We start from the raw sequence: 13,849 nt of genomic DNA, 5'->3' as shown, positions 1-13,849 counted from the left end.
TATATCAGATGCTATCTTTTCCGTCTACGGAACCGACGACACATCGTCTATCTCAGACGGGGTACGACGCCAGAGCGAGCGGTGGGCGCGAACCACGTCGCCGGCACCGCGTTCAACGTGCGAGGTTGGCAGTGAACTCATTCAATCAAACAACGAGACAGCGGATCGTGGTCACGCCGCCACATCCAGAGCCGACAATGTCCGGCTGGTACACAACGGCAGGACCGGAGCTGGCACTAGTGCCACAATCGGGCGATGTCGTATGCGACTGCTTGGTCATTGGCGGCGGCTGGATGGGGCTGCATGCCGCTCGTCGATATGCTGAGCTCAACCCGCAATCTTCCATCGTCCTGGTCGACGCCGGCCGCATCGGGGACAATGCATCCGGGCGGTGCATGGGGTTTGTCATCGATCTAGCGCACAATCCCCGAAAGCGCGATTTCGTCGAAGACATCAAGGGGAACAGAGAAGAGCTGTTCGTTAACCTGGAGGGGATCGCCTACATCCGAAGCGCGGTGGAAGAGCATGGGGTGCAGTGCGACTGGGACCCACAGGGAAAATACCACAGCGCGGCCACGTCACACGGTGTGAAGGACCTGCACCGCTTTTCGAAGGCGCTCGACAAACTAGGGCAGAACTACAGTTGGGTTGAGACCCCCGAAATCCAAGCGATCACCGGCAGCAAGCACTATATCAAAGCTCTGCACCAACCCGGCACCATTCTGCTGCAGCCGGCGAAATATCTCAAAAACGCTGTGAAAAGCCTCCCCACGAACGTTACCGTCCATGAAAACACTCCCATTGTGGCGGTACAATTCGGCGTACCGAAGCATATCTGCGAGACGCCCGCCGGAACAATCAAGGCATCGAAGGTCATCATCTGCGCATCAGGATATTTGACGAAGTTCGGCTTTTTCGACAACAGCGCCATACCACTTTACACTTTTGCGAGCATGACTCGACAGCTCACCGATAGTGAGCTTTCCCAAGTGGGCAACAAGAGAGCCTACGGGCTCATTCCAGCCGACAGCTTTGGGACGACGGTACGGCGCACAGCCGACAACCGTCTTTTTCTTAGAAACGTGTATTCGTACGCGATGAATTTCAAGACAACGAAACAAGATGTCCTGAGAGCGCGAGCCCAACAGCAGGTAGCATTTGACCGTCGATGGCCTGGGCTTTCTTCAATGGGTTTCGAGGCCAGCTGGGGGGGTCTGCTCACGCTTGCGCAAAATGGCGGAATGGTGTTCGGCGAGTTAGCGGAGAACGTCTACGGTGCCGCCTTTTGTAATGGAACCGGCGTCGCTCGAGGGGCCGCCTTTGGCAAGGCAATAGCTGAAATGGCCACGGGGCAATCGTCGTCTGTCATCAATATCCTGAAGACGCGGGCTACTCCGAGCAGGACATACCCAAGACTTGTCACATCAATGGGCGTCCGGTTCGTCACGGCACTCCGTTTCAAGCAAGCGGGCGCTGAAGTTTAACACTAAGAGGAACGGTAAATGGCGGACCTAAAGGGAATCAATCTTGCAATGCAGACCCCGTTCGACGGAAACGGGGCAATCGACTACGGTCTCTTCGAGGACCTGATCGAGAAATACGTATCGGCGGGAGTTCACGGCCTGGTTCTTGGCGCCGGCACAGGCCAGCACCCTTACCTGACTGAATTTGAATGCAACCGGCTCTACGAACTGGGGGCGAAGCGCATCGCTGGCCGTTGCAACACTATCTGCCAGACATCCGCCCTCAATATGGATGAAGTTATCCGTCGTTCACGGCAAGCTGAATCGGTTGGCGCGGACGCGCTTATGGTTTTGCCACCTTATCTGGAAGGGCCGTCCGACGAAGATGGAATTTTTAACTTCTACAAAGAAATCGACGCGGCCGTCGGCGTCGACATTGTCGGATACAACATCCCGCAGGCCACCGGCATATCGGTCTCGCCACAGCTCTTTGACCGACTCACCGGTCTTAGGAATTTCAATTACATCAAGGATAGTGCCGGCGACTTCACCGTGCATCAGGAGTATCTGCAGACGAAAGGCACTGTGCTAAATGGCTGCGACACAACGACCCTCTATGCCCTGATGGCGGGCGCGCGCGGCGTTATTTGGGGCGCAGCAAACTACATGCCGCACGAGGCAGTCGAGCTGTACAACCTCGTGACAGCTAAGAATTTCGAGCCGGCGCTGGCACTTTGGCAACGCATGCTGCCCTCGCTGCTTTTCATCTGGCGGGCACCGTATACCCCGTCTGTTCTCAGAGCCGCGCAACTGCGTGGATTCGGAACCGGAAACGTCCGCAAGCCACTGGCAAAACTCTCGGCCGAGCAAGAGATGGCGCTCTGCGCCGCGCTTGCTCTGCTGTTTACGGTCGCCTCTTAGCGGCCCTTGATCTGAGAGGTCTCTATTGCGAATTGTTCTAGTTGGTTCGACCGGGGTGATTGGGTCGGCTGTGGCGGCCGAACTCGTCAAGCGGCACGATGTTGTAGCGGTCGGACGAACAAGCGGTTCATTCCAGCTCGACATCGCGGAACCGGATTCTATCGACCACCTATTTGATAAGGTTGGTGCATTTGACGCGTTAGTTTGCACAGCAGGCGCGGTGCACTATGCCCCCCTCAAAGAATTCACGAATGAACAGTTCGAAATAGGGTTACGCAGTAAGTTGATGGGGCAGGTCAATCTCGTCGTGAGAGGTCTCAAGCACATCAATGACAATGGGGCATTCACTTTGACCTCCGGTCTGACCAACGAAGATCCAATCCGGCAGGGAAGCTCAGCTGCGTTGGTCAATGGGGCCCTGGACGGCTTTGTACGTAGTGCGGCGATCGAGCTTGAACGGGGAGTGCGGATCAATCTGGTCAGTCCGACTCTCGTACAGGAATCGGTTCACCTCTACGGCGACTTCTTTCCTGGCACCGTGACGATGCCGGTGAGAGAGGTGGCGCTTGGCTACGTCAAGAGCGTCGAGGGCGGCCAAACGGGCCGGGTCTATCGCATGGGCTGGGTCAGAGACGCCTAAGGTCCCCAGCAATGACGTCGCACTAACGGGAGGACAGGGATGCGCACCCAACTCTATATCGACGGGAAGTGGAGCTCGCCGGTGAAGGGCGGCACCTTCGATGTTATCAACCCCGCGACTGAAGAGGTCATCCATAAGGCTCCGGCAGGGACATTGGAGGACATCGATGCAGCCGTGAAAGCCGCGCGCCGCGGCTTCGACCTCGGTCACTGGCCGAAGCTCTCCGGGGCCGAACGTGCGGGACATCTCCGCAAGATAGCGGCCGGTATCCGGGAAAAGCAGAGGGAACTCGCCCAGCTGGAAGTGATCGACAATGGAAAGCCCTTCCCGGAAGCGGACTGGGACGTAGGCGACGCTGCCGGCTGCTTCGAATTCTATGCCGAGCTGGCCGATCGGCTCGATAACAGCCCGGAGGAGACGATTGCGCTTCCGGATCCCCGCTTTACCTCAAAGGTGGTGCGCGAGCCAGTCGGAGTCGCGGGCGCGATCATTCCCTGGAACTATCCGCTGCTGATGGCCGCCTGGAAGGTCGCACCCGCGCTGGCTGCCGGATGCACCATGGTGCTGAAGCCTTCAGAGCTGACGCCGCTTACCGCGTTGGAGTTGGGAGCGATCGTCGACGAGGCCGGTTTGCCGCCGGGCGTGCTTAACATCGTCACTGGCCTAGGTCCGCAGGCGGGCCAGGCACTGATCGACCATAAGGGCGTCGACAAGCTGGCCTTCACCGGCTCGCCTCCGACTGGTTCGAAAGTGATGGCGGCGGCAGCTCGCGACATCAAGCGGGTCAGCCTTGAGCTCGGCGGCAAGTCACCCTTTGTGGTGTTCGACGACGCCGACATCGAGCAGGCCGTCGAATGGATCATGTTCGGCATTTTCTGGAACCAAGGTCAGGTGTGCTCGGCGACCTCGCGTGTGTTGGTCCAAGAACCGATCTACGACCGGCTGCTGGTGCGTCTGATCGCGGAGACCAGGAAGATCACGATCGGCAACGGTCTGGACGAGGGCGTACTACTCGGCCCGCTGATATCGGAAGCCCAGCACCGAAAGGTTTTGTCGGCGGTTGAGGCGGCCAGGACAGCCGGCGCGACGATCGGATGCGGTGGACGACGACCGCAAATCCCTGCGAGAGGCTTCTTTGTCGAACCGACTGTACTCACCGATGTATCCTTGGATAGCGATGTCTGGCGGGAGGAGATCTTCGGTCCGGTTGTCTGCGTTCGTCCGTTCGCTACGGAGAACGAGGCAATCGGGCTAGCTAACGATTCGCGGTATGGTTTGGCGGCGGCGGTGATGACGGCGGACGACGTCCGCGCCGAGCGCGTCGCCGCTGCATTCCGAGCCGGAATCGTCTGGATTAATTGTTCTCAGCCGACATTCAGCGAGGCCCCCGTGGGGTGGCTACAAACAGTCCGGCATCGGACGCGAGCTCGGGCGTTGGGGTCTCGAAAGCTACCTAGAAACCAAGCAGATCACTCGCTTCGCTTCCGATCGTGGCCCTTGGGGATGGTACATTAAATCGGAGGAAGTTGCCCGATGAATGAGCAGCGGGGTCCTCTCAAAATCCCCCCTCAGGTCGCACCATCGTAGTTGCAGGCGAAACGTGACCGTGACACAGGGCGCATCATCAGCCAAATGGCTGAAAACCACATCCGCATCAGCCTCTGCCAACCTGAGCCCGTTCTGCAGGAAGCAGCGGCCAGGCTGCGGCGGCTTGTTTCAACCTATCGCTGCGAGGCCCCATGACCAAGACCATCCCAACCAAAGCCCGCGCGGTGATCATTGGCGGCGGCGTCTCCGGCTGTTCGGTCGCCTATCACCTGGCCAAGCTCGGCTGGACCGACATCGTGCTGCTTGAGCGCAAGCAGTTGACATCGGGCACGACATGGCATGCCGCCGGCCTGATCGGCCAGTTGCGCGGCTCCCAGAACATGACCCGGCTGGCGAAATATTCGGCCGACCTCTACGTCAAGCTGGAAGCCGAGACCGAAGTCGGCACCGGCATGCGCCAAGTCGGCTCGATCACCGTGGCACTGACCGAGGAGCGCAAGCATGAGATCTACCGCCAGGCTTCGCTGGCCCGCGCCTTTGATGTCGACGTGCGCGAGATTTCACCCAATGAAGTCAAGCAGATGTACCCGCATCTCAATGTCTCCGATGTCGTCGGCGCCGTGCATTTGCCGCTCGACGGCCAGTGCGACCCGGCCAACATCGCCATGGCGCTGGCCAAGGGCGCGCGCCAGCGCGGCGCCACCATCGCCGAGAATGTGAAGGTCACCAAGGTCCACACAAGGGATGGCCGTGTCACCGGTGTTTCCTGGGCACAGGGCGACGAGCAAGGCATGATCGAGGCCGACATCGTCGTCAACTGCGCCGGCATGTGGGCGCGCGAACTGGGCGCGCAGAACGGCGTCACCATTCCGCTGCATGCCTGCGAGCATTTTTATCTCGTCACCGAGCCGATCCCCGGCCTCACCCGTTTGCCGGTGCTGCGCGTTCCCGACGAGTGCGCCTACTACAAGGAAGACGCCGGCAAGATGATGCTCGGCGCCTTCGAGCCGGTGGCCAAACCCTGGGGCATGGACGGCATCCGCGAGGATTTCTGCTTCGACCAGCTGCCCGAGGACATGGACCATTTCCAACCCATCCTCGAAATGGGCGTCAACCGCATGCCGATGCTGGCCACGGCCGGCATCCGTACCTTCTTCAACGGCCCCGAGAGTTTCACGCCCGACGACCGCTATTATCTCGGCGAGGCGCCGGAGCTGTCAGGATACTGGATGGCGACCGGCTACAATTCGATCGGCATCGTCTCCTCCGGCGGCGCCGGCATGGCGCTGGCGCAGTGGATCAATGATGGCGAAGCGCCCTTCGACCTGTGGGAAGTCGACATCCGCCGCGCCCAGCCGTTCCAGAAGAACCGCCGTTATCTTAAGGAGCGCGTCTCCGAAACGCTTGGCCTGCTCTACGCCGACCATTTCCCCTATCGCCAAATGGCGACATCACGAAATGTCAGGCGCTCGCCCCTGCACGAGCATTTGAAGGCGCGCGGCGCCGTGTTCGGCGAGGTCGCCGGCTGGGAGCGCGCCAACTGGTTCGCGCGTCAGGGACAGGAGCGCGAATACCGCTATTCCTGGAAGCGGCAGAACTGGTTCGACAACCAGCGCGAGGAACATCTGGCGGTCCGCAACAAGGTCGGCCTGTTCGACATGACCTCGTTCGGCAAGATCCGCGTCGAGGGTCGCGACGCCTGTGCCTTCCTGCAAAAGCTCTGCGCCAACGACATGGACGTGGCGCCGGGCAAGATCGTCTACACGCAGATGCTCAACCAGCGCGGCGGCATCGAGAGCGACCTCACCGTGTCGCGGCTGTCGAATACGGCCTACTTCCTCGTCGTGCCCGGCGCCACGCTGCAGCGCGACTTGGCCTGGCTGCGCAAGCATGTCGGCGAGGAATTCGTCGTCATCACGGATGTGACCGCGGCCGAAAGCGTGCTCTGCCTGATGGGGCCCGACGCGCGAAAACTGATCCAGAAGGTCAGCCCGAACGACTTCTCCAACGAAGCCCACCCGTTCGGCACGTTCCAGGAGATCGAGATCGGCATGGGCCTCGCCCGCGCCCACCGCGTCACCTATGTCGGCGAACTCGGCTGGGAGCTCTACGTCTCGACCGACCAGGCAGCCCATGTCTTCGAGGCGATCGAAGAGGCCGGCGCCGATGTCGGCCTGAAACTCTGCGGCCTGCACACGCTGGATTCCTGCCGCATCGAAAAGGCATTCCGGCATTTCGGCCACGACATCACCGACGAGGACAATGTGCTGGAAGCCGGCCTTGGTTTCGCGGTCAAGACGGCCAAGGGCGACTTCATCGGCCGCGACGCCGTGTTGAAGAAGAAGGAAGCCGGCGTGTCACGCCGTCTGGTGCAGTTCCGACTGAAGGACCCGCAACCGCTGCTCTTCCACAACGAAGCGATCCTGCGCGACGGCAAGATCGTCGGTCCGATCACGTCAGGCAATTACGGCCATTATCTCGGCGGCGCGATCGGGCTCGGCTATGTGCCGTGCCAAGGGCAGAGCGAGGCGGATTTGCTGGCCTCATCCTACGAGATCGAGATCGCCGGCGAACCTTTCGCCGCCGAAGCGTCGCTGAAGCCGATGTATGATCCGAAGTCTGAGCGCGTGAAGATGTAGCGCCTTACCCTTCTCCCCGTGAAACGGGGAGAAGGACGCTAATCGCTCAAAACGTCTCCAATCTCGTCCTCACAGGGCGCCAGGAAGAACGCTTGCAGCGCGTCGCGCAAAACCCGCCTATGGGACGCAGGATGGCCTTGCGGCCCGGATGGACCACGCTCCACCGGTCCGCGCGCCGCAGCTGTTGATGACGTCTACCTTAGTAACATGCCATATCAGCGACGTGATCCGTCCCTTTGCCCGCCGGCAGAGAGGCAATATCGGTCGTCCATACGCGATCGAACCAGCCCTTCGGCTAGCTGGCACGCCGCACCACCAGGTCGGATAGATGAAGAGATCGCCTCGGCACACTGCAGATGCTCGAATGCGGTTGGGAAAAAGAATGAACCGACCAATCGAGGACGCCATGTCGAGCGCTTATACTACGAGCGCCACAAGCAGCTCCGTCGGCACCTCGCTGACTTCGTTGCCGCCTAACTTCAGTTTTTTACCGACCAGCCCGACAGGCACTTGGATTCATGCCGAAGGCTTGCCGAAAGCACTTTGAGAAGTGTGATGCCGATGCGAAGCCACAGGCGATCGAGATTTCAACCACGGGCAACTCTGTTTGTTCAATGAGACGCTTAGCGCGGCTAAGTCTTGAATGTAGATAGTATCGCATGGGCGACGACGAAAGTGCGCGCCGGAAAAGCCGTTCAATCTGACGCTGGGAGCGTCCGACGCACTTTGCAATATCGCGGAGAGGAAGCGGATCTTCAAAGTGCTCCTCCATGATCCGGATTACATCCGCGACCGGCTTGCAGATGCTTGCTTCGGCAACGTTGATGGTCCACTGCCTGTCAGAAGGAGAGCGCCACTGCTCGGCAGTCGTATGTCTACAAACGGCCAACGCGGTCTCCTTGCCAAGGCGCTCGCTGATGAGCTCCATAACGAGGTCGAATGAAGCGAATTCTCCTGCACAAGTCACAAGGTGAGTATCGCGAACGAAGAGATGGTCGGTCACCTGAAGACTGCTAAATGTCTCGGAGAGGGCGGCGCGCTTATCCCAATGGATTGTGCATGCGGTGTTTTCAAGCAACCCACTCTCCGCGAGAAGCCAAGTCGCGGTGCCTAATGCTGTTATTGGAACCCCATGCCGCCGGCAAAGGCGAAGGACCTTGCTGAGGGAAGTTGATGCCTGCTTTTCGACGCGCTCGCTGGCACAGACAATGACCATGTTTGGGCCCTTGCCCGTCTGTACGCATTCCCCAGCGCTGGAAAAGTCGCTGTTAACCGATAAGGCAAAGCCGCTGGCGCATTCGACTGGCTTGCCATCCAGGCTCGCTAACGTCCATTTGAAGAAGGTTCGGTCGCAGACGGAATTGGCAAGGCGTAGCGGATCCACGAAGGATGAAAGGCCTAGCTGGGAGAATCCCGGAAGCGCAAGGATTACCAGTTGGTACACGTCTTGAGCGCCGATCACCCGCTGACCGGGATTCCACTCCACGATTCGCGAGCCGTCTCCCGGTGAAAATGGGGCATTCATAAAGGTCATACATTCTCGTTGAGGAATCGATCAACATCGAGCGGTCGCGTTGCAACAGTCTTCCAGGATGTGCGCCGCCGGCACTAACTGCGAGTGTTATGCTTGCGCTTCATGAAATCCTTCGCGGTCTCGACAGCCACCGCCGCGTCACGACAATAGGCATCGGCACCGACGGCCTTGCCGAATTCCTCGTTGAGCGGCGCGCCGCCGACCAGCACGACATAGTCGTCGCGAATGCCCTTTTCCTTCATCGTGTCAATGACGACCTTCATATAGGGCATGGTGGTGGTCAAAAGCGCCGACATGCCGATGATGTCGGGCTGGTGCTCCTCGATTGCTGCCATGTATTTCTCGACTGCGTTGTTGATGCCGAGATCAATGACGTCGAAGCCCGCGCCTTCCATCATCATGCCGACGAGGTTCTTGCCGATGTCGTGGATGTCACCCTTGACGGTGCCGATCACCATCTTGCCCTGCTTCGGCGCGCCGGTGGCGATAAGCAGCGGTCGTAGGATGAACATGCCGGCCTTCATGGCATTGGCCGACAACAGCACTTCCGGCACGAACAGGATGCCGTCGCGAAAATCCTCGCCGACGATGCGCATGCCTTCGACTAGAGCTTCCGTCAGCACCTTGTAGGGCACCCAGCCACGCTCGAGCAGGATGTTGGTGCCTTCTTCGATCTCTTCCTTCAGCCCGTCATAGAGATCGTCATGCATTTGCTGCACCAACTCGTCGTCGGAGAGTTCGGAAAGGATGATCTCGTCGTCGGCCATATCGGGTCGCCTCGTGCACAATGGAAAGGACGTCGGTACCCCATGGAGCATGGGGTACCGACCAGGCTTCCGGTTGGAGCCTTGGGAGTTGACTAAGCTGCCAGTTAGACTTTCTGAACTTGCGCCATTTTCGATGGAGGTGGGGATTCGCGCCCCACTGCTTTTGAGGTATATCCTTTTTCTTCTCTCGCGTTACAGTCCTCGGGTTTCCCTCATCGCGGATTCTCAGGCAAGGCTTGGGGAAATGTCCTCCTGTCGTTTCGCCACGTAGGCATCGAGTTCCTCGCGCACAGCCGGATCCATTGGCGGCTGTTCGTAGCTTGCGATGATCGACGCGGCCTTCTCTCGGCAGCGTTGCGCCATGTCCTTGGAGCCTTTGACCTTCCACTGCTCATAACTGAGGTAATCGAGGATCTCTGGTGTGAAGAATGCGTCCTTGAAGCGCTTGAGCGTGAAAGAATCTCCGAGATAGTGGCCCCCAGGACCGATCCGGCGTACTGCTTCGAGAGCGTCCTCGAAATGCTCGAAGGATATGCCGCGCGCGTATTTCTCGATCAGCAGGTTCTGCTCCGCATCGGCGACGAACTTGGCCATGCAGCAGACGAGACCGGCCTCATCCCAGCCGCCGGCATGCATCATCAGGTTGGCGCACGCGCTTGCCCCTGACATGTACGCTATTGCGGACTCGTAACCGGACTGAGCATCGAAGGTCTTGGCCGAGGACTGGGATGCGGTCGTTCGCCACGGCAAGCCATATCGCCTTGCCAGCTGGCCGATGACGGCGTTGATCAGGGTGACTTCGGGCATGCCGGACATCGGAGCGCCACTGCGCATCGATACCGACACTGAGTACTGCCCATAAATCATCTTGGCGCCGGGCCTCACCAGTTGTGTGTAGGCAAGCGCTGCGAGCGCCTCGGCGTTCAACTGGGCGATTGTAGCCGGAATGTCGGCAGGCGTATTGGCCGCGCCGAGGACGAAGGGGGACAGCAGCACAACCTGGTTCGCCTCAACGAAAGCGCGGAGCCCTTCCAGCATGGTCGAATCCCAGACCAGCGGCGAGTTTCCGGACACATGACCGAGCATCACCGCGTTCTGATCCATAAATGCCTTGCCGTGGACGATCTGCCCCATGGCGATCGAGTCCTCGGCACGCTGCTGCCCGGTCGTCAGACCGAAGAAGGGCATGTTCGTTTCCACTAGGCTCGAATGGTTGATGTGCAGATGGCGCCAGGGAACAGCGATATCGGTCGGCTCGCATGTGAACCCGCCCGCGATATGGAACCCGGGCAGCATCTGCGTCAGCCGGTTCATGTTTCGCAGATCCTCGATCGTGGATGCGCGTCGCACACCCTGAAGATCGCGAATGTTTGGCGCGCCCTGCATGGCGCCGAAGGTCATTGTGTCTGGCGCGATCTCGAAACGCTGTGAGGGATCCCGAGAGGTCATTCCAAAACGCGAAGGGCCCTTGGAGATGAGTTCCATAACCATCTCGCCCTCAAGGCGCACGCGCTGACCCTGCACGTCGGCGCCGGCCTCCTTCCATTGCCTGAGAGCAGGCTCGTCCCTGAATTCGATCCCGATCTCGCGCAGGATCGCAAGTGAAGCCTGGTGAATGCGCTCTAACTGTTCCACGGAAACGACCTCGACGGGTCGAATGCCATACTTGATCGTCGAGACACGAGGCCTCTTCTCCGCCTCCCGAGCGGCCACAACCGACGAACGCCCGCCGCGGCGCCGAACTACGGGAGCATCAACATCCATCATCGCATCTTCTCAAAAAGGAGCATAAGAGGTTCGCCAGCCGGCCAGGAACCCCTACCATGATAATAGGACCCAGCTATTGTTCCGAAAAGTCACAAAAGGTTTCGCCGGTCTTAAACCCAGTTTATACCTGGGTGGCCACAGAGGCGTCATTTACCACCGCCATCTGACCCGCAAAACCCCTTTGGATCAGTCCTGAGCCATCGTTTCTTGTGCAAACAAGTCTCGACGCGTGGTCTTAAAAGGCGTCGAAAAAAGAACTGTTCCGGGACGAGAGCTCGAATCGATGGTCGAAGACAATGAGGCGCACATACATGATCCGCCTCCCGGCAAAATGGCCGTCGCTCGGACTGCCGGCTCGGGTTACGCACCACGCCGCATGATGTTCATGCTCCGTTCGACCTTCTCATCGGCTGGCTGCGCACGACAGCTCTATTCTAAACATCCTCAAATACTTGCGCGCGGAAACTGATCACCGGCTCCATCGTCGCTAGCAGGTCGTCGGACAGCCAGCACAGGCTCATATGGCCATCGCCGAGATGTTTGACCGGCGGCACCTTGGTTTCGCACAGATTGTCAGGCACCAGCTTCTTGTAGCCGCAGCGGGTCTGGAACGGACAGCCGGAAGGCGGGTTCATCGCCGAGGGAATGTCGCCCTCCAGCACGATGTGCCGCTTGACCACGCTGGTATCGGCGATCGGAATCGCCGACAGCAACGCCTCGGTATAGGGATGGTAGGGCGGCGCGAAGATCTGGTCGGTCGTGCCTTGCTCGACGATATAGCCGAGATACATGACCACGACGCGGTCGGCGATGTAGCGCACGACCGACAGATCATGGCTGATGAACAGCATTGTCGTCTTGTTCTTGCGCTGGATGTCCATCAGCAGCTCGGTCACCGCCGCCTGCACCGACACGTCGAGTGCCGAGACCGGCTCGTCAGCCACCACCACCTTGGCGTCGCCGGCAAAGGCGCGCGCCACGCCGATGCGCTGCTTTTGGCCGCCCGATAGCTGGCGCGGCTTGCGGGTTTCGAATGCCCGCGGCAGCTTCACCAGGTCGAGCAGTTCCAGCATGCGCTTGCGGCGATCGGCAACCGTCTTGCCGACATTGAACTTCTCCAGCGTGCGGATGATCTGCGAACCGACCGAATGGCTGGGATTGAGCGTGTCGAACGGATTCTGGAACACCATCTGGATCGACGACACCGTGTCGACGCTGCGCTTCTCGATGCTGGTCGACTGGATCTGCTTGTTGCCGAGCGTCACGGTACCCGAGCTTGCCGTTTCCAGCCCGAGCAGCACCTTTGCCAGGGTCGACTTGCCGCAGCCGGATTCGCCGACGATGGCGACCGTCTCGGACTCGCGCGCCATGAACGAGATCGTCTCGTTGGCCTTGACGACGCGGCCTTCGCTGGAGCCGAAGACCTCGCTGCCGCCGACCTTGTAGTACTTGCGCAGATCCTCGATCTTGAGCACCGGCGCGCCGGGAACGACGCGCTCGTTGACCTTCTTGGCCCCGGGCGGCAGCGCATCCCAGTCGATTTCGTTGAAGCGCACGCAGCGCGAGAAATGGCCGTCGTGCCCGCCCACCTCGATCATCGGGATTTCGCCGGCGTTGCAGAGACCCTCGACGAAATGGTGGCAGCGTGGGCCGAAATTGCAGCCCTTGGGCCGCTCGTGCGGCAGCGGCAGCTGACCGGGAATGGAGATCAGCGGTCGTGAATTCTTGTCGGCGCCGGGCAGCGGGATTGAGCGGAACAGCCCCTGCGTGTAGGGATGGCGCATGCGGTCAAACACGTCCTTGATCTTGCCGGTCTCGACCGCCTCGCCGGAATACATCACCGTGATGCGGTCGCAGGTCTCCAGGATCAGACCGAGATTGTGCGACACGAAGATCATCGACGTGCCGAACTTCTCGCCGAGCCCCTTGACCAGGTCGACAATGCCGGCCTCCACCGTCACGTCGAGCGCCGTCGTCGGCTCGTCGAGCAGCAGCAGCGCCGGCTTCGACAGCAGCGCCATGGCAATGACGATGCGTTGCTGCTGGCCGCCCGAGAGCTGGTGCGGATAGGAGCGCATCATGCGCTCGGGATCAGGCAGCTTGACCGCGCGCACCATGTCAAGCGCGCGTTTATGGGCCTCTTCCTTCGACACCTTGTCGTGGATCAGCGGCACTTCCATCAATTGCTGGCCGACCTTCATCGCCGGATTCAGGCTCGCCATCGGCTCCTGGTAGATCATCGCGATCTTGTTGCCGCGAATGGAGCGCAACTCCTCGTCGGAGAGCTCGCCCATGTCCTTGCCCTGGAACTTGATCTTGCCGCCGACGATCTTCCCGATGTTGGAGAGGTCGCGCATGATGCCGAGCGACACGGTCGACTTGCCGCAGCCGGATTCGCCGACGATGCCCATCGCCTCGCCGGGCATGACGGTGCAGGAAAAATCCATGACCGCCGGGATCTCGCCCTTGCGGGTGAAGAAGGAGATCGACAGGTTTTCGATCTCAATGATCGGTTCTGCGGGATTTCGAACTGCCTCATTCATGGGTCGCTCCAATCCTTGGTTTGTCAT

At 59.9% G+C, this 13,849-nt stretch carries 8 protein-coding genes and 1 pseudogene; 5 read left to right on the top strand and 4 right to left on the bottom strand.

Features of this window, described 5'->3' with window-relative positions:
- Positions 1–197 precede the first annotated feature (197 nt).
- From NKH37_RS32395 to NKH37_RS32375, 5 genes and pseudogenes are all read left to right on the top strand, one after another.
- Complete coding sequence (locus tag NKH37_RS32395) at positions 198–1,484, top strand: NAD(P)/FAD-dependent oxidoreductase (RefSeq protein ID WP_352814076.1); 1,287 nt, start codon at positions 198–200, stop codon at positions 1,482–1,484.
- An 18-nt stretch (positions 1,485–1,502) separates the two neighbouring features.
- Positions 1,503–2,384 carry a dihydrodipicolinate synthase family protein gene (locus NKH37_RS32390; RefSeq protein ID WP_352814074.1) on the top strand — a complete coding sequence of 294 codons (882 nt, stop codon included), beginning with the start codon at positions 1,503–1,505 and terminating at the stop codon, positions 2,382–2,384.
- Positions 2,385–2,409: 25 nt separating this feature from the next.
- Positions 2,410–3,024, top strand: a complete 615-nt coding sequence (locus tag NKH37_RS32385; RefSeq protein WP_352814072.1) for a short chain dehydrogenase — start codon at positions 2,410–2,412, stop codon at positions 3,022–3,024.
- Positions 3,025–3,063: 39 nt separating this feature from the next.
- Positions 3,064–4,561: pseudogene (locus NKH37_RS32380) on the top strand (aldehyde dehydrogenase family protein).
- A 202-nt stretch (positions 4,562–4,763) separates the two neighbouring features.
- On the top strand, positions 4,764–7,211 hold the full coding sequence (locus tag NKH37_RS32375) for a GcvT family protein (RefSeq protein WP_353042349.1): 2,448 nt from the start codon (positions 4,764–4,766) through the stop codon (positions 7,209–7,211).
- A 487-nt stretch (positions 7,212–7,698) separates the two neighbouring features.
- Here the strand turns inward: NKH37_RS32375 and NKH37_RS32370 are convergent, their stop codons facing one another.
- From NKH37_RS32370 to NKH37_RS32355, 4 genes are all read right to left on the bottom strand, one after another.
- The gene (locus tag NKH37_RS32370; RefSeq protein WP_353042347.1) at positions 7,699–8,745 is read right to left on the bottom strand and encodes a GlxA family transcriptional regulator; all 1,047 of its coding nucleotides are present in this window, start codon (positions 8,743–8,745) and stop codon (positions 7,699–7,701) included.
- 74 nt (positions 8,746–8,819) lie between these two features.
- Positions 8,820–9,512: a cobalamin B12-binding domain-containing protein gene (locus NKH37_RS32365; RefSeq protein WP_352814237.1), complete on the bottom strand. Its 693-nt coding sequence runs from the start codon at positions 9,510–9,512 to the stop codon at positions 8,820–8,822.
- A gap of 225 nt (positions 9,513–9,737) precedes the next feature.
- Positions 9,738–11,276, bottom strand: a complete 1,539-nt coding sequence (locus tag NKH37_RS32360; RefSeq protein ID WP_353042367.1) for a trimethylamine methyltransferase family protein — start codon at positions 11,274–11,276, stop codon at positions 9,738–9,740.
- A 437-nt stretch (positions 11,277–11,713) separates the two neighbouring features.
- A complete protein-coding gene (locus NKH37_RS32355; protein ID WP_353042344.1) occupies positions 11,714–13,822 on the bottom strand; it encodes a dipeptide ABC transporter ATP-binding protein in 2,109 nt (702 codons plus the stop codon).
- Positions 13,823–13,849: the final 27 nt, after the last annotated feature.

The sequence above is a fragment of the Mesorhizobium sp. M1217 genome, from assembly GCF_040318275.1.
Taxonomy (GTDB): domain Bacteria; phylum Pseudomonadota; class Alphaproteobacteria; order Rhizobiales; family Rhizobiaceae; genus Mesorhizobium.
Note: the sequence above shows the minus strand (reverse complement) of the source record. Positions and strands in the feature narration are given on the sequence as shown.